The sequence below is a fragment of the Pseudoalteromonas sp. SG41-1 genome (genome assembly GCF_014164575.1).
Lineage (GTDB): Bacteria > Pseudomonadota > Gammaproteobacteria > Enterobacterales > Alteromonadaceae > Pseudoalteromonas > Pseudoalteromonas rhizosphaerae.
This window is the reverse complement of the sequence record NZ_JACJFL010000007.1, coordinates 100,893-119,470: the sequence shown is the minus strand read 5'-3', so window position 1 is coordinate 119,470 and position 18,578 is coordinate 100,893. Positions and strand designations below refer to the sequence as shown.

Here is an 18,578-nt window from a genome sequence, read left to right as displayed (position 1 = left end):
AGCATTGGTTTTATTACTGTGCTGATCATTTAATATTAAATTAACGACAGAGTACAATTAAGTATTGTTAAATGTAATAAATAACTATAGTTGATTTATTGACGAGGTGATATTTACCTGTTTAAATGCTTTACTCAAAGTTAACAACTGAGACATGGCAATGACCACACACACACATACAAAAACACCTCTTGTCTCTAAGGAGATGGTGGTTCCCTTTATTTTGCTTGTACTTTGCTTTGCAGCATGGGGTGCTGCAGCAAATATGACTGATCCGTTAGTTAAAGTATTTAGTAAAATATTTACTATGTCTTCAGTGCAATCGGCACTTGTACAGTTTAGCTACTATGGCGCCTACTTTTGCTTAGCCATTCCTGCCGCTTATATAAATAAACGCTTTTCTTACAAAACGGGAGTATTGACAGGCTTAGGCATGGCTGCGATGGGGGCATTTATGTTTTATCCCGCAAGCCAAGCAATGACTTACGGCTTTTTTTTAGCCGCTTTATTTGTGTTAGCTGGTGGTCTATCTATTTTAGAAACTTCAGCAAACCCCTATGTGATGGGAATGGGAAATCAGCAAAGTGCAACCCGTAGATTAAATTTAGCGCAATCTTTCAATCCTGTTGGTACTAATATCGGTGTGTTTTTAGCCGCAACCCTTATTTTACCTAGCCTAAATATAGCTTCCTCAGATGAGCGTGCAGCTATGAGCGCTGAGCAACTAACTCAGGTAATAAAAGCAGAACTAGATGCGGTTATGGTGCCTTATGTGGGTATGGCTTGCGTACTTGTGCTTATTTGGCTGGCAATTGCATTTACTAAAACACCTAACTTTTGCAAGCAAAAAAAGGTATCTAAGCATGTCGATTTTCGTGCAACCTTTAAACGATTATTTAAAAATACACATTATCGCTTTGGCGTTATTGCGCAGTTTTTTAATGTTGCAGCGCAAACCTGTGTATGGACCTTTACCATTCAATACGTTATGGAAGCACTTGATACAAACGAAGTGACCGGTGGAACGTTTTTGCAATACAGTATGATCACTTTTCTGTTCTCTCGGTTTGTGATGACATGGCTTATGGGATTTATTAGACCAGCAAAACTATTAATGGCAACCTCTGTAATTGCGACGCTACTATGTTTATATATGGTGCAAATGCCAACTATAAGTGGGGTTTGGGCTTTAGTTTGTATATCGGCTTGTTTATCGTTAATGTTTCCCACTATTTACGCAATTTCATTACATGGTTTAGGCGATGATGCAAAGCTAGGTGCTGCCGGATTAGTAATGGCTATTTTAGGTGGAGCGATAGTACCCGTGGTACAGGCTGTATTTATTGATACCTTCAGTGTCGCTTTTTCTTATATTGTGCCAGCAGGCTGTTTTATTATTGTGGCTGGTTATGCAGCATTTGATTTAAAAACAAAAATTAGAACATTTAATAATGTGGCACCTTGCTAAAATGTACAAAACCGAGTCTAAAAGGCTCGGTTTTGTATGCTACAACTTTTATTCTCACCACCGCTATTCTTTAAGCATTATTAACTGCTTAACGGCCAATCTGCGGCATCTAACGAGTCTATGGCGTGTACCTCATCACCTTGCCAGTGATTAATAAATTGATTATTAGCATCGTAGGTTTGGGTTTGCTTTACTAAATTGAAATGCCTACCCGAGCGAGGATCCGCGCCAACACCTGCAAGGTATTGCCAATTTCCCCAATTAGATGCCACGTCGTAATCAATCAGTTGTTGTTCAAAATAAGCAGCGCCAAAGCGCCAATCTAGCTTGAGCTCGTTTACCAAGCAGCTTGCAACTAATTGCCGGCCACGATTTGACATATAGCCGGTTTTATTCAGCTGTTTCATACATGCATTGACAATGGGATACGGTGTTGTGCCTGTGCACCATTGCTTAAATCGCTGTGGGTAAAAACTGGTTAGTGGCTTACGCTTTGTAATTCCGGCAAAAGAAAATAACTTATTGCCATAACGCAGGCTGTATAGTTGAAAGTATTCACGCCACAGTAATTCAAAATAAATCCAGTAAGTTGAGTCGTTTGCGCCATGAATGTGCTCATAATTACGCAAAGCGTTGACTATTTGCCGAGCACTAATGCAGCCATTAGCAAGCCAAGGAGAAAACTTGGTTGAGTTTTCAATACCAGCTAAAGCGTTGCGAGTTTCTTTGTAGGTAGATGGATTAGCACTTGAAAAGTAATCAGCTAGATGATCAGTCGCACTTTGTTCACCACCTGCGAATAACGTTCGTTCTTTACTGACATTAGGCAATGTAGTTGGCCAAGGCATTGGAGCAATTAAAGGTCTGGCTATGTACACTGGAGGATCTAAAAGTGTATTTATAGTGGGCGTTGTTTGCTCAATTAGCTTTCTGAATTGGCTAAATGTTGCTGGCAGTTCATTAATAGTAAAAGGAAGTTGCTGGTTGTCATATAAGGTAAATGTATTAGCTTGTTTAATAACAAGATCACCATGATTTTTCGCTACATTGAGTAGCGTTTGCTGCTCATCGTAACCAATTTGTTCACTGCAATATAGAGTACGCACGTTGTGATGGTGATAATAATGTTCAATCACCTCATGAGCAGCTTGATGGTAGATCACTAAATGTTGCCCATAGTCTTTCAGAGTATTGTTTAACTGTTGTAAAGATTGCGCTAAAAACTGCCAGCGATGTTGTCCCATTGATTGGCAATCATGGTGATTGCTTTTAAACCATTGAGGGTCAACACAATATATAAAGCTAAGTGCTGTATCTTGCTTTGCAGCAAGAGAGATTAGTGCGTTATCGCTTAGTCGTAAATCGTTAGTAAACCAGTACAAAGAGTGTGTCATAGTAATAAAGCGTTTTTTCCATTTACTTTGTCTTTAATACGTAACAAAGTGAAAAGGCGTTTAGTTTAATGAGTTTAAATTTAATGAGGTGATGATGTATTTTGATTTAACTGATCCTGACGAGCAAAAAGGGGCATACAGTAAATTGGTTGGTGGGATCACGCCAAGGCCTATCGCATGGATAAGCACGTTAAGTAGTGATGGCGTGGCGAATATTGCGCCGTATTCATTTTTTACCGTGGCAAGTGTAAACCCGCCAGTGTTGAGTGTGACTCAGGTAAATCCAGCTGAGAATCAAAACAAGGATACCTTAAACAATTTACTGGCCACAAAAGAGTGCGTTATCAATGTGGTCAGTCATAATCTGGTGGAGCAAATGAATCAAAGTTGCGGTAATTTTTCTTCGCAAACTAGTGAATTTACGGCTGTGGGGATCGCATCATGTGCAAGTCAATCAGTAACTCCATTGGGGGTGGCAGCAGCTAAGGTTCGTTATGAATGTAGCTTACGTGACGTGGTCACTATTTCTGAACAAGCAGGTGGCGGGCAAATGATGTTATTAAATGTAGTTGGTATTTATATTGATGAAAGTGTACTTGTTAACGGCTATATTGACCCAAGAGCTTTAAATACCGTTGGTAAAATGGGCGGAGATTACTTTACGACAACGCATGATTTATTTAGCTTGGCTAGGCCAGAGATTTAGCTGAAATTTTACGTTATTTTATGTTTATACCTTTTACGTATAGTAAAAACCGTGCAGTAAAAAGCCAAGTAATAATTACTTGGCTTATATACGGTTAATTTTTTAGCTTAGTTGAGTGCCATAGTGAGAGATATCTCAGCATTCATTAATTTTGAGATAGGGCAGCCTTGTTTGGTTTGCTCGCACAGTTTTTTAAATTCTGATTCAGCAATACCGGCAATTTTTGCCTCTACACTTAAGGCTATATGACTAACCTCAAAGCCATCATCCACTTCATCTAAACTAACCACTGCACTGGTAGTGATATCATCAGCAACGTAATTTGCTTCAGTTAACGCAAGTGATAGCGCCATACTAAAGCAAGCACTGTGCGCCGCAGCTATTAGTTCTTCTGGGTTAGTGCCCGCTTTATCTTCAAAGCGCGTATTAAAACCATAGGGCTGATTGTCTAAAGCGCCGCTTTCGGTGCTAATTTGACCTTTACCAGATTTAATATCGCCAGACCAATGTGATTGTGCAGATTTCTTAATCGTCATACTCATCTCCTTTGTAATAATTTCGCTAACTGTGAAAAGATTTCACCTTTGCATAGCGAAATGGGCGGTTTATAGAGAGTGTTGCAACATAAGCACCAAGTTTACAAAAGTATTGAATGTTGAGTTACACGGATCCACTGACGATCAGAATGTGTAATAAATGAAATCAGCATGGCTAACTAAAAAGCGGTCCTTACTGACCGCTTGTTTATCAAAAAATTAAAGTGCCGATACGTAATCTGAAATTTCTTTACTAGCGGCGTTTTTGCTGTCATCACCACCTGGCATATTTAGGCCTTCAGCATAAATAAAGTCCACATCGTTGATACCTAAAAATGCAAAAAAGTCTTTTAGATACTTAGTTTGCGTATCCATATCAGTACCTAAGTACATACCGCCACGAGCAGCAAGAATAACTACTTTAGTATTTTCAACTAACCCAACAGGGCCTGTTTCAGTGTATTTAAACGTAATGCCAGCGCGAGCAACACGATCGATCCACGCTTTTAATGTAGATGGAATACCAAAGTTATACATAGGGACGCCCATCACGATGAGCTTATTATTTTGCAGCTCAGTGACCAACTCATCAGAAATAGCAGCCAGTTTATTTTGCTCATCGCTGCGTTGTGAAGGCTCTGTCATCCATGCGCCCATTTCAGCTTGAGTTAGGTGTGGTAATGAGTTTTCGGCAACATCACGACGAGTCACTGTAATGTCAGTTTTTTGTGTAAGCTCAGCAATGAACTGCTCACTAAGCTGATGTGAATTACCGTTTTCACCGTTGAGTGATGAGTTGATTAATAATACGTTCTTCATAGCCGTTCCTTTAATTGTAAATTACTAATAAGAGCATATCCTTTTATATTACAAATTAACAATGCAATTTAATGGCTTAACCATTCGATTTAAGAGAATGTTTTAGTTTGCTGCTGAGTGGTTTTTGGTTATCAAATTGCGCTGTTGTTTTGCTACGACTGAAATGATGGCGATTACACTCTGCGATATTTGTTCGTCGTCGCCTTTTACTATTCTCTAAGTTAGCATCGAGATGGCCCATTAAGCTTGCTACGTATATAAAGGTTAAAAAAATGTAATTGTAACTTTATTAATTATTTAAATAAGATTAAGCTCAAGGCACTAATACAATAAGCAATAACAACAATAAAAAGGAAGTTTAGTGATTGATATAATTAAACATACACCGCTGTGGGTGTTTGCGTTATTTGCCGGCCTGATTGTGCTTGGTGTCAAACAAACTCGAGCAAGAGAGGTCACGTTACGCAGTGTTTGTGTGTTACCTGTCGCAATGGCTGGCTTGTCAGTTTTTGGGGTGTACTCCGCATTTTCTGGTGTAATTGCATTAGCAGTTTGGTTTGTGTGTTTAGTACTTGGTTGGGGAGTCGCTCGTCAATTCGGTTTGCCAAAGGGAGTGCGCTACATAAATGAGCAGCATGTGTTTCATATACCAGGTAGCAAAGTACCATTTATATTAATAATGGCCATTTTCTTTACTAAATATTGTGTTGGAGTGATGCTGGCAATACAACTAGCAGTTACGCAAAGTACAGAATTTATGGTTATTGTTAGCGCGATTTACGGTATTTTAAGTGGCATATTCTTAGCTCGCGGCTTACAGATCCTGCAGGCGCGAAATAACCAAATAGATTTACAGCCAGCATAAGTAACAGCGCGGTTAGTCATACTAATCGCGCTGTTAGGTTTTCGTTAAAAGTCGCTTTTACTGTGGCGCTCGGCTAGTTGCTCATCTTCTGGGCCCCAAGTCCGGTTAACTCTGCGACCACGCTTTACTGCAGGGCGGCGTTCAATCTGTTTTGCCCAGCGCATCACGTGGGTATATGATTCAACATCTAAAAACTCGGCGGCGTCGTATAAATATCCCAATACCAGCGAGCCATACCATGGCCAAATAGCAATATCTGCGATTGAATAGTCACTACCAGCCATGTAATCATGATCACTTAAATGGCGGTTTAATACATCTAGCTGGCGTTTAACTTCCATCGTAAATCGGTCAATAGGATATTGCATTTTGTGTGGTGCATAGGCATAGAAATGACCAAAACCACCGCCTAAATAAGGTGCTGATCCCATTTGCCAAAATAACCAGTTACGGCATTCGGTTTTACTGGTGTGGTCGCTTGGCACTAGCGCATCAAACTTCTCTGCTAAGTATTGTAAAATAGCACCTGATTCAAACACCCGCGTTATAGGGGTCGTACTGTGATCCATCAGCGCTGGAATTTTTGAATTAGGGTTAACACTCACAAAGCCTGAGCCAAATTGATCGCCATCGCCGATTTTAATTAAAAACGCATCATATTCGGCTTCAGTGATACCAAGCTCTAATAGTTCTTCAAGCATGATGGTGACTTTTTGGCCATTAGGGGTTGCCAGTGAGTAAAGCTGAAGAGGGTGCTCACCAACGGGTAAATCTTGCTGGTGCGTAGCGCCTGCAATTGGTCGATTTATTTTTGCCCAGTCACCGCCACTTTCCGCGTCCCACAGCCATACTTTAGGCGGGGTATAGTTTTCGCTGTTACTCATCAAAACTCCTTAAACGTTGGTTACTTTAATTAAGGTTACGAACAACCCATCCTAGTTGATCATTTAGAGCAAGGGAAGCAAAGATAACTTTCATTGGTAATATGAAGATCATTTAGATGAGGTCATGGATGGCCTTATCCACGAGGGTATAAAGCGCTAACCGAAATAGAGAAAGCGCAAATTTATTTAATCCGAGATAATGACGGTTAATATTTTATCTTTAACCTTGCTAACTTTAAAGCTTGTAACTTGCGCTTTTCTTATCTTGTTTTGCTAAATAATAGCCAATAAGAATACCAGCGAGTGCGCCAAACAGGTGGCTTTCAAATGACACATGGGGACGCTGTGGCAAAACACCCCAAATTAAACCACTATATAAAAATACCACCGCGACACTAATAGCAATGGCCTTAAATGACCGATGCATAATGCCGTAGCAAATTAAAAAGCCCCACAAGCCATAAAGTACACCGCTCAGGCCAACGTGAATATTAGCGCGACCAAATAGCCAAACCAGTAATCCTCCAACCACAGCAGTAAAGATAAATACAGCCCAAAACCGTTTGACGCTATATTGGCAGACTAGCCAGCCAAGCACTGCAAATGGGATTAAGTTACTAAGCAAATGTGCCCAGCCGCCATGTAAAAAAGGCGCGAAAAAAATACCCGTTAAGCCACTTAGACTGCGAGGGTAAATACCTAATCCATTTAAGTTAACGCCTGGTAAGCTATTAATAATTTGCAGTAAAACACACAATAAAATAATACCAATAAGCGTAAAGCGTTTACTGACTAGAGGAGGAATGCTCAAAGAGCTTTTTGGGTTTGCCATACATCACTTAATTTTAAATATGTTTGACTGAGTATACCTATCCTGATGCTTAATTGAAAAGCCTTGCTGGGTTAAGCAAGGCTTTAGTTACAATATTAAAGAATTAGCCTAATTGGGTTAGCAGTTTTTGCGCTGCAAGCTCAGAGCTGGCAGGATTTTGACCGGTGATCAATAAGCCATCGACTAATGCGAGCACACCCCAATCATCCGTTTTTTGGTAATCACCGCCTTTTTTGATCAGCTCATCTTCTACCAACAATGGAACAATGTCAGTAAGTTGCACAGCGGCTTCTTCACTATTGCTAAAGCCAGTTACTTTCTTACCTGCAACCAATGCACTGCCATCTGAATTTTTAGCATTTAAAAACACGGCACTTGCGTGGCAAACAGCTGCAACAGGCTTTTCTGTTTTGATAAAGTCTTCAATCAATGAAATTGAGTCTGTATTATCAACTAAGTCCCATAATGGGCCATGACCGCCTGGGTAAAATACGGCGTCAAAGTCGCTGGCATTTACATCACCAAGCGCTTTTGTATTGGCCATCAATGTTTGTGCTGCACTGTCGTTATCAAAACGTTTTGTAGCATCTGTTGCGGCATCAGGTGCGGCGCTATTTGGATCAATCGGTGGTTGCCCGCCTTTTACTGATGCGAGTGTAACCTCAGCACCGGCATCAATAAATGCATAATAAGGAGCCGCAAATTCTTCGACCCAAAAGCCCGTTTTATGACCTGTATTGCCAAGCTCTACATGAGAGGTAAGAACCATAAGTATTTTTTTAGCCATAACCATATTCCTTCTGATGATTTAAATTTTTAATTTATCTTACTAACTACTATATGCATTAAGGTCACTTTAAACAACGATGATAAATTCAACTTTATTGGTTTAATAATTGATACAATAAAGTAAGTCAGTATAGGAGGTCTTATGAAGGTATCGTTTGAGCAACTCAAAAGTATGGTGGTATTTGCACAAATTGTAGAGCAGGGCAGTTTAACGGCGGCCGCCAAACAATTGGGATTTACTCGTGCAGTGGCAAGTTATCACTTAAAAAAATTAGAAACCCAACTGGAAGTGACGCTGCTTAATCGTTCAACGCGAACTATGGCACTGACCGAAGCGGGGATTGCTTATTATGAGCGCTGCAGAATTATTACTGAGCAAGCTAATGCGGCTAAACAGCAAATAGAAGATATAAAAAGCGAACCACAAGGCTTACTTAAAATTAGCTGCCCGGTGAATGTCGGTATGCAGTTAGTTGTGCCTGCAATCAATGATTTTAAACGTCAGTATCCCAAAATCGATATTGATTTACAGTTAAGTGACGAAGTGATTGATATTATTAAAAATGGCTTTGATTTTGCAATTCGCGGTGTGGCGCTTAGTGACTCCAATTTACAAGCGACTAAACTCACTACGATGAGTACCTGTATTTGTGGCTCGCCAGATTATTTTGCCCATTACGGTAAACCTAAAACTCCAGCGCAATTAAGCGAACATCAATGGGTGGTGTATCAGCTCGGCAGTAAAACATTAACGCTACAAAAAGATGGTAAAAAGCATAACTTAACTATGCAAGGTGGTTTAAGGACTAATAACGCTGCGGCGCGAACTGCTTTTGTTGAAGCAGGCCATGGTATCGGGCGTATTCCACTTTACGATGCATGGCCAAAAGTTCAAGCTGGGCTATTGGAAATTGTACTCGATGACTATAAAAGTAAAGATATAGAACTTTACGGCGTATTTCCACCCGGCGGCGCCGATTCTAAGAAGCTGCGCTTATTTATCGATTATTTAAAAGATTATTTTATAAAAAGGCATACCGCATTGGGTATGCTTAAAAATGTCTAATTTATGGCTTACAAAGTACGGTTAAATAATGCAACGGCTTGCAGGTACATGGTGATTGCGAGTGCGCCGTCGTATCGCTCACCCTCATCACGCATAAAGGCATGTTGGGCGTTAACTTCTTGCCATTGGTAATTAATACCCGTACTAACAGCTTGTTGATAAATTTTGTCGCGACCTTGTTGTGGCACATGGGGATCTTGCTTTCCCCAAATAAAGTGAATCTCACCTTGTATATCAGCCATGCGTTCAAACGAGTTATTACCGGCTTGTGCGGGGAGTGTATCGCTATGAATGTCGGTGGCATATAAGCAAAATGCGGCTTTTATGTGTGGGTTTAATGCGGCTCTATAAGCTAAGTGACCGCCAATACAGACACCCATAGTACCTACAGAGCCGGTGCAATAATCTTGTGTTTGTACAAAGTCGATTAACGCTTGGGTATCGCTGTCGTGAGATTCAAGCGGTTTTGCCCATTTATCGTTATTGCCTTTATCTTTACCCGCATCATCATAGGCAAGCACTGTCCCGATAGGGTTTAGCTCATGAAACACTTCTGGCACAAGTACTACAAAACCATGGCTTGCTAAAAGTGCAGCGCTGCGAGCAATAGGCGCGGTTTGCTGAAATATTTCAGAATAAAAAATAATCGCGGGAAATTGCCCTGATATTTCGGGGCGGTAAACCGTGGTGCGCATTAAACCTGTTGGGGTAGGCAAGTCTGCATGGTGGTGTTGGATGATCATAAAAGCGCTCAGTTAAATAATATAAAATATATGGTAACTGAGCGCGATAAAATAAACACGCCTTAAAGTTTAAATACTTGCAGGCATTTTATTACAGCTAGCATAGTAACTTACGGTTGCTGGCCAATCGGAAAATATCCCCATGACCCCCACTTCTTGTGCTAAAACATCAACCACAGTTAACATGTCGCCATCGTTATCTATAACATCACTAATAGATTGATAATAATAACCGCCGCCTTCATTTAGAGGGCCAGAGCGTTCAAGGCTCCATGCAATAATATTAAGCCCTGCGGCCTTAGCATCTATAGCGTACTGTGAGGGTACAATATTACTGTCGTTATCTATGGTTAGCAGCATCCAAATAGGGGGCGCTATAATTTTAACGCCATCAGTAGCTAGCTCTGCCATGCTTGGCTGCCATGTTGCTGCGTTATTAGGATCAAACCCTGCATTGCTGTCGCGACCATCCAAATACACACTTTGCGCTGCAAATTCAGGATTAGTGCTAATCCAATATTCTACGTCGGCTAGGTTAAATGATTGCGGATAAACATGGTTTGCGGGTACGTCCATTTGCGTGTATTCATCCAGCATTTTTTGTGCATATTGCGCTTGAGTCATACCATTAAAAGGCATGCTCACTTGAGGCGATTTCAGCTCCGGGGTCATTTTTACACCCAGCTCTTTAAATAGCGCAATACTTTGTTTATGGGTCATGAGTGTACCTGAGGTGGCGTATAAATCAGTGCGCCAACTCGGTGTTCCATTCATATAATCGTTAACATTGGTGGCATTGGTGTTCGCGCCATCCATTTTACCCTCAAGGGTTAAAAATTCCGCCAGGCTAATATCGCTGGTGCAACATTTAGCCGCAGCGGGTGTGCCACTGTTAGGATCCGCTGGCGTAAATGGCACACTGCATTTAGCGGCAAGTTCTGGGATCGCTAAAATATTAGTGGTGGTATGTAAATCGCATTGTGAATGGCGGCATACCAGCTCTTTATCATTTGTAAACGTCACATCGCACTCGACAATGCCAGCGCCCATACGAGCTGCTGCAATGTAAGATTCTTTAGTGTGCTCTGGGTATTGCATAGGTGCACCGCGGTGACCAATTGAAAAATCAGTACGATAAAAAGGGCCGTCTTTGCACGATTCTAATTTTGTTTTTAGTGCGCTGGTGGCCATATCGTCAATTAAGTAGTCGGGGCGAGCACCGAGTTGAATATTCGTACCTTGCGCTACTTCAACAATAACCGGGGTAGGAACTTTAACAATTTCAACCTCAGTGTTGGTAACAACCACTTCTTTTTCGACTATTTCTACATCGTCATCGCAGCCAGCTAGTGTAATTAATAATAAACAACTAGTCAGTAAAGGTATGCGCTTCATTATTTGTCCTTAAAAATCAAAGTGGACGCTACCTTACTAATTATTAGTGACAGTTTAACTACAGAGTAATTAATTTACTCTTTTAGCCATTATTTGGTTTACCACTAAGGCAAATAGCATAACCCCCGCGCCAATACTTAATCTGAGTATGTCCGCGTCTCTATTCCAAATAAGTACATTAACAACAATGCCTGCAGGAATAAGCAAGTTGTTCATCACCGCCAGTGCGCCCACATTGACAAGCGTGGCGCCTTTATTCCACATAAAATAGCCAACACCAGATGCCACAACTCCTAAATAAATCAATATGCCCCATTGTGTTGAGGTGCTTGGTAATTTGTTTGAGTTACCAAATAAGACATAACAGCTACTTGCAACAATCAGTGCACCAATAAAAAACCAGCCAAATACAGTTTTATCATCAAGCTGCTTACCCAGCATTAAGCGTTTGTAGGTTACTTGTCCTACAGCAAAACTAATATTAGCCCCTTGTACCAGTAATAATCCGACTAAGAAGTTACTGTCTAAGTTTTCATAGCGAATAGTAATTGCACCCAGCACGGCAATAAAAGCGACTATAAAAAACTGTGGGTTAAAATACTTGTTGCACGCATCGTTTAATAACGTGATGTAAAGCGGGGTCATTACGGTAAATAGCAGTACTTCAGGCACACTTAAGAACAAAAATGAGTGGTAATAAAAACTATACATAATACCGAGTTGTACTGCGCCTATCAGCATGAGTTTGCAAGCAAGTGGGGGAGGTGTTCGTTTTAAAAACGGTAAAAATAGCAGTGTGGCTAGGGCTACGCGAATTAATACACTAAACCAAGCATCAACTTGACCTGCTAAATATACGCCAATTAAACTAAATGAAAACGCCCATAATAGAGTGACGGCAAATAAGTAGCCCATAGTGCTTACTCCAAACTAAAAGCGCGAGTGTATACTACAACGAGTATTAAAGGGAGTGGCTCAGTCAAGTAACCTGAGCCCGGTGATTAATTTACTGTTGTGAACTAACGAATTGCTTGGCATCTACTTTTAGCTGTTCAAGTGCTGCTTGATTGTAATAACGACTATGAGAAATAACCCCAGTGAGCTTTTGCGTGTTACGTACATCAATTAATGGGTTATCAGTTAAGAAAATGATATCGGCGGTTTTGCCTTCTGTAAGTTCTCCAAACTGCGCCGTTTTACCTAAAAACTGTGGTCCAGCAAGTGTTGCTGATTGCAATGTTTGTAATGGCGTTAAGCCATAATCACTAAAAATAGCCAGCTCTTGATGAAGAGATAAACCTGGGTAAATATACGAATTTAAAAATCCAGCGTCGGTCCCAGCAATAATTGATACGCCAGCCTGTTGTGCTAAAGGTAGTAATTGAGCTGTTTTAACAAAGCGTTCTTTACGTTGTTTGATTTGATCTTGGGTATCTTTATTGGCTCTGTCTACACGCCATTGGTAAGTGGCTTTAAGACCTTTACCTAAATAATTTAAAAACTCATCATCTTGATGGTTATCTTCATCAATATAAGCGGTGATTTGACCACCAATTAAAGTAGGTACTACGGCCGTGTTATTTTGAGCTAACACGGCGTATTTATTTAAAGCTGTTTGGTTATCAATATTTGCTGTAATAATTGGCAAAGCACTGCGGTAACTCAGTTCACCTGAAGCCACTTTTGCTGATATTTCAGGTTCATTAATTGCTGCGGCTTTTAACAAGTAGGTCATATGCTCAATGGCATCTAACCCTGCATTTGATACATCTGTAACTGATAGCGAAAACGGAATATGACCAGATATTTGGTAGCCACGTTTTTTCACTTCTTTAACCGCTTTTAAATAAAGTTCAGGTGTTAATGCACTATCGGTGATTTTCACAAAATCCACATTCATAGCATCAAGCGTATCAATAGCAGCATTCATTTCCTCGACAGTTTCAACTTCTAAGTCGCCAGGCCAAATAGAGTCTTTACCTTCGAGTTTGGGCCCTGATGTATAAATGGTCGGGCCAACTAATTGGTTATTATTAATTTGCTCTCGCCAGCTTAAAACTGACTCACTTAAATCAGCAGCAGCATCACGTACTGTAGTAATGCCATACGCGAGGTAAAGTGGTAACAGGGCTTTGTTTTCGGCTATAAGCGCTTCACCGCCGCCCAAATGGACATGCATATCCCAAAGGCCTGGCATTAAAAATTGATCATTAGCATCAATGTAATTATCAGTAATGTAGTTATTTTTTAGTGAGTTGTTAGCGCGCTTTATGATCACACCATCGCGAATAGCAAGGGATTGTTCAACGCTGAGTTGTCCGGTTGTTACGTCGATGATCGTCGCATTAGCGATCACTATATCGGCGTGCTCAGTTGGTTCTGTGGCACATGCAGTCAGTAGTAAGCAAGTTGAAAATAAAAGTATATTTTGCATTGTGTAACTCTAAATTTTTTATTTAGATTAGCATATATATCTTCTGTAAGGTGTTGATTTGAGTTAGAAGGTAACAAAGTTAGGATGAATAATGGCGATAAAAAATGAGAGTCCATTACGGACTCCCATTATAATCATTTTGGTTTACTTAACTAAACCACGGCGCTTAAGTAGGGCGTCGGTAGTTGGCTTTTGACCACGGAACTCAATATAGCTTTGCATTAAGTCGCGGCTGTTACCTTTTGATAAAATCTCTTTGCGGAAGCTATCACCGTTGTCACGAGTTAAGCCGCCTTGCTTTGTCATATGTGCAAAGGCATCAGCTGCAAATACTTCAGTCCAAAGGTATGCATAGTAACCTGCTGAATAGCCACCAGCAAAGGTGTGGCTAAAGTAACAAGACTTATAACGCGGTGGTACTGGGTAGTAAGCAATGCCGTGTTTCTCTAACGCATCATGCTCAAATTTTTGTACATCAGTTATTTTCTTATCAACACCAAATGAATGCCATTCCATATCAAGTAATGCTGCAGCTAAATACTCAGTGGTGCCAAAACCTTGATTGAAGTTTTGTGACTCAAGTACTTTGTCGAGTAATTCTTTAGGAATTGGTTCACCTGTTTTGTAATGCTTCGCGTAGTTAGCAAGTACAGTTGGTTCGATGTTCCAATCTTCGTTCGCTTGTGACGGGAATTCAACAAAGTCACGAGCTGTTGCAGTGCCTGCAAGGCTTGGGTATTTTACATCTGAGAACAAACCGTGTGCCGCATGACCAAATTCATGGAACATAGTCGTAACTTCAGAGAAGGTCATCAGTGTTGGCTGACCGTCTGCAGGTTTAGGGATGTTTTGTGCGTTATAAATTACAGGTTTTGTGCCCTTTAAGCCACTTTGGCTAACATATGCACTCATCCAAGCACCACCACGTTTACCTTCACGAGCATAAGGGTCCATGTAGAATAAACCAATAGCACTACCATCGGCGTTGAACACTTCAAACGCCATTACATCTTCGTGATAAAGTGGTAAATCTTTACGCTCTTTGAAAGTAATGCCGTACAGTTTTTCCATCGCAAAAAATAAACCGTTATGGATCACTGATTGCATTTCAAAGTATGGCTTAACTAAAGCAGGATCTAGGTCGTACTTAGCTTGGCGCACTTTTTCAGAATAGAATGCCCAGTCCCATGGTTGTACGGCAAACGTTTCGCCTGATGCATCAATTACTTTTTGAATTTCAGCAGCTTCAGCTTTTGCTTTATTTACAGCTTTAGGTGCCAAGTCATCTAATATGCCATAAACGTTTTCAGTGGTTTTAGCCATACGTGTGGTCATTACATATGAAGCCCAATCTTTATAGCCAAGTAGTGCTGCTTTTTGAGCGCGCAAATTGGTTTCTTTGATAATGATAGGGCCATTGGTATTTTGCGCACGAGTCGCTGATGCTTTAAAAATACGTTCACGTAACTTACGGTTTTTTAGGCTGCTGAGAATCGGCTGTTGCGTGGTGTTCACTAACGTGATCATGTAGCCTTCTTTACCTGCTTTTTTAGCGGCAGCGGCAAGGCTTGCTATTTCAGCGTCAGAAAGGCCAGCAAGTTCGCTTTTATCGGTTACTAATACTACGTCCTCTTTAAACGATTTTAATACGTTTTGCGAGAAGGCTGTTGATAACTTAGCAAGCTCAGCGTTGATTTCACGCATTTTGGCTTTTTGTGCTTCATCTAATTTTGCACCAGCGTTAACAAACTTAGTGTAGTAAAACTCAACTAAACGCTGATCTTCGGCATTTAACTTCGCTTTATTGCCATTAATGGTTTCAACACGTGAAAATAATGCTTTGTTAAGATAAATATCATCAGAATGCGCAGATAACACTGGGGCCATTTTTGCTGCAATACGTTGATACTCATCATTAGAGATCAAACCAGATAAGTTATAGAAAGCGGTTGAAACGCGATCAAGCAATTCGCCCGATAGTTCTAATTCAACTAAGGTGTTTTTAAATGTAGCTGGAGCTGGGTTGTTTGCGATAGCCGTGATTTGCGCTTTTTGCTGGGCAATACCTGCATCAAATGCCGGTTCATAATCACTGGTACCAAATTTATCAAATTCTGGTGCCATATATTGTAATGGGCTTGGTTTCATCAATACGTTGTCTACATTGACTGTTTGTACTTGAGTCGTTTGCTCTTTTGTATCAGCATCGTTTTGCGAACTACAAGCAGATAATAATAATGCACTAGCAATTGTAGTTGCTATAAGGGTCTTACGCATGAGAACTCCATAAAATAGGTGAGCCTTGAAAAACAGGCGAGACATAAAACACCCATAACTTAGCAAATTTTCATGTATATACAACTAAGTTTATCGGTTTAAGGTGGGGATTAAGCGCAAAAAACGTGTTTTTAGGTAAAAATAGTGCAAATCGAGAAATAGTAGCCTTAAACAGTAGGACGTATTAAAGCTACTACAGGTTGGTACTTAATTGGGAATTTTGGTTTATGTTGCATGCGCGAAGTAGCAAAATTAGTTGTAACCTAAAACAAACTTTTTTTCGCTACCAAAACTAGCCGGTTGTTGGTGACCAAACTCTTTATTAATGCAATTAAGAGTATGTTCTTGCTCTGCAAGCACAGACAAAATTTTATTGCGGTATTCAATACTTGATTCAAACAGTTGCAAATCAACTAAAGGTTGTAACGTGGCTAATTTTTGATTTAAGGTCAGTTGTGACATCATTCGTTCCTCGTGCTTTATTTAAGCTTACAGTACTTATATAGCATTACCTGTAAGAAAATGTTAATGATTTGTTCATAAAAAACATATTGAACTTTAACTTCTCCGTAAATGCCATTATGGCGTGCTAAACTTACTTAACCCTGAATAGCTATTTGTTTTATTAATTTTGGAAAAAGTATGACGTTAGAGTCAATCTCTCATTATTTATCGTATGTAATTTTTAGTTATAACAATATCGAAATTACTGTAGCTAAAGTTATTCAAGTGCCTTTGATACTCTTTGCCATGTGGTTTGTGGTTACATGGATTGGTCGATTAATACGAAAAACTCTGCTCGCACGTAAAATGAACCCTGATGCGGTGCATTTATTTACCCGTATTTATTTAGTGTTAAGTATCGCAATTTTAATATTTACCTCCCTTGAAGTGTTAAATATTCCGTTAACAGCATTTGCCTTTGTTTCTGGCGCTATAGCTATTGGTGTAGGATTCGGGGCACAAAATATCATTAATAACTTTATTAGTGGCTGGATTTTAATGTGGGAGCGGCCAATTCGTATTGGAGATTTCTTAGAAGTGGGCAACGCTAAAGGGGTGGTTGAAACGATTAATACCCGCTCCACGCGCATTCGTCGTAACGATGGTGTGCACATGCTTATACCAAACAGTCAACTACTCGAAAACACAGTGACGAATTGGACCTTGATTGACCGCAATGCTCGTTCGTCTGTCAGTGTTGGTGTGGCATATGGATCAGATGTATTGTTAGTTGAAAAACTGATCAAACAAGTGTTGAGCGAACATCCTGCAATACTCCCGACGCCGGCATCTTCAGTGTTATTTGATGATTTTGCTGAAAGCTCTTTAGTGTTCAATGCTATTTTTTGGGTTTGTGCTGAATCAGAAACCATGTTGCGCCAAGTCCGCAGTGATATTCGTTTTAGCGTATATAAAATATTTGCTGAGCATAATGTCGTTATTTCTTTCCCACAACGCGATATACATATTGATGGTGAAATTGCATTAAGGCGGGGACGAGCAACGAAATAAATCCAGCGGTACCGGTATAGTCTTGGAGAAGTAATTTGCTGCAACGAGTAGCAAATTACTTCGTTTTTATTGATGAGTTATTGCTGTTGCACCATCTTTTTTAGCTTTAATGAAAATAATACAATTAAAGCACCAAATAGTACGGCGTAAGTGGCGACTAACCAAAGTAAAGTATGGATCCCTGCGCTAGGATTAAAGATTAAATATAAACCAAATAATACTGATATTGCCCCAGTAATAATTAATATCCACTCATTAGATATTTCCGCTCTTAATTTAAGCGCAATTAAAATTTCAACAGCGCCAATCGCTATGGCCCACGCAGCGACATAATAAAGTAATAGTATCGCGGTAACGTTTGGTGCAAATAGGGTAACTAGTCCTGCGATGATTGATAACACCCCACCGGCCAATAACCAGCGCCAATAGGGATTGTGTTGCTTAGAGTTCCAAGCAACCCATGTTCTTAGCATGCCATCAAATAAAAAATAGCCCGCAAAAAATAACAACATAATACTCAGAGATGCATTGGGTGCTAACCAAGTAATAACGCCAAAAATAATTGCAATGAGGCCGCGTACTAACAGTACTGACCAGTTTTTTGAAAGTGTGGTGGTTAGATCCATCTTAATCCTTAATGATTAGCTCTGTCGTGTTTATATACATTAGCATAAGGTATGATTTATCAATAAAATATATCGATTAACTTTGCAGAAGCATTGTATAGCAGAATTAAATTTGGCTATGCTATGTTTACTCAATGATCATTATAGTCACTTAGCGGCTCCCACTTGTGATACCTGCTACATTTACAATCACTTTATTGACAGGACAAATGTCCGTATAAAATAAATA

Annotated in this window: 18 protein-coding genes; 5 read left to right on the top strand and 13 right to left on the bottom strand. The window is 40.1% G+C overall.

Annotation, left to right across the window (positions count from 1 at the left end; translation table 11 throughout):
• The first annotated feature begins 160 nt into the window (after nucleotides 1–160).
• Nucleotides 161–1,468: an L-fucose:H+ symporter permease gene (gene fucP / locus H5203_RS07080; protein WP_145237450.1), complete on the top strand. Its 1,308-nt coding sequence runs from the start codon at nucleotides 161–163 to the stop codon at nucleotides 1,466–1,468.
• Between the two features lie 80 nt (nucleotides 1,469–1,548).
• Here fucP and H5203_RS07075 read toward each other — a convergent pair whose 3' ends face one another.
• Nucleotides 1,549–2,862 carry a DASH family cryptochrome gene (locus tag H5203_RS07075; RefSeq protein WP_145237447.1) on the bottom strand — a complete coding sequence of 438 codons (1,314 nt, stop codon included), beginning with the start codon at nucleotides 2,860–2,862 and terminating at the stop codon, nucleotides 1,549–1,551.
• A 94-nt stretch (nucleotides 2,863–2,956) separates the two neighbouring features.
• Here H5203_RS07075 and H5203_RS07070 point away from each other — a divergent pair, with 94 nt between their 5' ends.
• Entirely contained in the window at nucleotides 2,957–3,568 is a 612-nt protein-coding gene (locus H5203_RS07070; protein WP_145237753.1) for a flavin reductase family protein, read from the top strand.
• A 107-nt stretch (nucleotides 3,569–3,675) separates the two neighbouring features.
• Here the strand turns inward: H5203_RS07070 and H5203_RS07065 are convergent, their stop codons facing one another.
• Both H5203_RS07065 and H5203_RS07060 read right to left on the bottom strand, forming a co-directional pair.
• The gene (locus tag H5203_RS07065) at nucleotides 3,676–4,104 is read right to left on the bottom strand and encodes an OsmC family protein (protein WP_145237444.1); all 429 of its coding nucleotides are present in this window, start codon (nucleotides 4,102–4,104) and stop codon (nucleotides 3,676–3,678) included.
• Between the two features lie 219 nt (nucleotides 4,105–4,323).
• Nucleotides 4,324–4,923 carry an FMN-dependent NADH-azoreductase gene (locus H5203_RS07060; protein ID WP_182731070.1) on the bottom strand — a complete coding sequence of 200 codons (600 nt, stop codon included), beginning with the start codon at nucleotides 4,921–4,923 and terminating at the stop codon, nucleotides 4,324–4,326.
• A gap of 361 nt (nucleotides 4,924–5,284) precedes the next feature.
• Here H5203_RS07060 and H5203_RS07055 point away from each other — a divergent pair, with 361 nt between their 5' ends.
• Nucleotides 5,285–5,788: a DUF6622 family protein gene (locus H5203_RS07055; RefSeq protein ID WP_145237438.1), complete on the top strand. Its 504-nt coding sequence runs from the start codon at nucleotides 5,285–5,287 to the stop codon at nucleotides 5,786–5,788.
• Nucleotides 5,789–5,832: 44 nt separating this feature from the next.
• On the opposite strand, the gene yghU is transcribed toward H5203_RS07055, so the two are convergent.
• The 3 genes from yghU to H5203_RS07040 all read right to left on the bottom strand — a co-directional run bounded on the left by yghU (nucleotide 5,833) and on the right by H5203_RS07040 (nucleotide 8,291).
• Nucleotides 5,833–6,672 carry a glutathione-dependent disulfide-bond oxidoreductase gene (gene yghU, locus H5203_RS07050; RefSeq protein ID WP_145237410.1) on the bottom strand — a complete coding sequence of 280 codons (840 nt, stop codon included), beginning with the start codon at nucleotides 6,670–6,672 and terminating at the stop codon, nucleotides 5,833–5,835.
• 235 nt (nucleotides 6,673–6,907) lie between these two features.
• On the bottom strand, nucleotides 6,908–7,504 hold the full coding sequence (locus H5203_RS07045) for a rhomboid family intramembrane serine protease (RefSeq protein ID WP_145237407.1): 597 nt from the start codon (nucleotides 7,502–7,504) through the stop codon (nucleotides 6,908–6,910).
• 103 nt (nucleotides 7,505–7,607) lie between these two features.
• Complete coding sequence (locus H5203_RS07040; protein WP_145237403.1) at nucleotides 7,608–8,291, bottom strand: type 1 glutamine amidotransferase domain-containing protein; 684 nt, start codon at nucleotides 8,289–8,291, stop codon at nucleotides 7,608–7,610.
• Between the two features lie 144 nt (nucleotides 8,292–8,435).
• On the opposite strand from H5203_RS07040, the gene H5203_RS07035 reads away from it, so the two are divergent.
• Nucleotides 8,436–9,359 carry a LysR family transcriptional regulator gene (locus tag H5203_RS07035; RefSeq protein ID WP_145237400.1) on the top strand — a complete coding sequence of 308 codons (924 nt, stop codon included), beginning with the start codon at nucleotides 8,436–8,438 and terminating at the stop codon, nucleotides 9,357–9,359.
• Between the two features lie 8 nt (nucleotides 9,360–9,367).
• Here H5203_RS07035 and H5203_RS07030 read toward each other — a convergent pair whose 3' ends face one another.
• The 6 genes from H5203_RS07030 to H5203_RS07005 all read right to left on the bottom strand — a co-directional run bounded on the left by H5203_RS07030 (nucleotide 9,368) and on the right by H5203_RS07005 (nucleotide 16,670).
• Nucleotides 9,368–10,102, bottom strand: coding sequence for a dienelactone hydrolase family protein (locus H5203_RS07030; protein ID WP_145237398.1), 735 nt, complete (start codon nucleotides 10,100–10,102; stop codon nucleotides 9,368–9,370).
• A 69-nt stretch (nucleotides 10,103–10,171) separates the two neighbouring features.
• Nucleotides 10,172–11,497: a glycerophosphodiester phosphodiesterase family protein gene (locus tag H5203_RS07025; RefSeq protein WP_145237395.1), complete on the bottom strand. Its 1,326-nt coding sequence runs from the start codon at nucleotides 11,495–11,497 to the stop codon at nucleotides 10,172–10,174.
• 69 nt (nucleotides 11,498–11,566) lie between these two features.
• Nucleotides 11,567–12,412: a DMT family transporter gene (locus tag H5203_RS07020; protein WP_145237392.1), complete on the bottom strand. Its 846-nt coding sequence runs from the start codon at nucleotides 12,410–12,412 to the stop codon at nucleotides 11,567–11,569.
• 91 nt (nucleotides 12,413–12,503) lie between these two features.
• Entirely contained in the window at nucleotides 12,504–13,931 is a 1,428-nt protein-coding gene (locus tag H5203_RS07015; protein WP_145237389.1) for an amidohydrolase family protein, read from the bottom strand.
• A 144-nt stretch (nucleotides 13,932–14,075) separates the two neighbouring features.
• Entirely contained in the window at nucleotides 14,076–16,208 is a 2,133-nt protein-coding gene (locus tag H5203_RS07010) for a M3 family metallopeptidase (RefSeq protein ID WP_145237386.1), read from the bottom strand.
• A 252-nt stretch (nucleotides 16,209–16,460) separates the two neighbouring features.
• Nucleotides 16,461–16,670 carry a hypothetical protein gene (locus H5203_RS07005; protein ID WP_145237750.1) on the bottom strand — a complete coding sequence of 70 codons (210 nt, stop codon included), beginning with the start codon at nucleotides 16,668–16,670 and terminating at the stop codon, nucleotides 16,461–16,463.
• A gap of 180 nt (nucleotides 16,671–16,850) precedes the next feature.
• On the opposite strand from H5203_RS07005, the gene H5203_RS07000 reads away from it, so the two are divergent.
• Nucleotides 16,851–17,723: a mechanosensitive ion channel family protein gene (locus H5203_RS07000; protein WP_145237382.1), complete on the top strand. Its 873-nt coding sequence runs from the start codon at nucleotides 16,851–16,853 to the stop codon at nucleotides 17,721–17,723.
• 77 nt (nucleotides 17,724–17,800) lie between these two features.
• Here H5203_RS07000 and H5203_RS06995 read toward each other — a convergent pair whose 3' ends face one another.
• Nucleotides 17,801–18,349, bottom strand: coding sequence for an HdeD family acid-resistance protein (locus H5203_RS06995; protein WP_145237379.1), 549 nt, complete (start codon nucleotides 18,347–18,349; stop codon nucleotides 17,801–17,803).
• Between the last annotated feature and the right edge of the window lie 229 nt (nucleotides 18,350–18,578).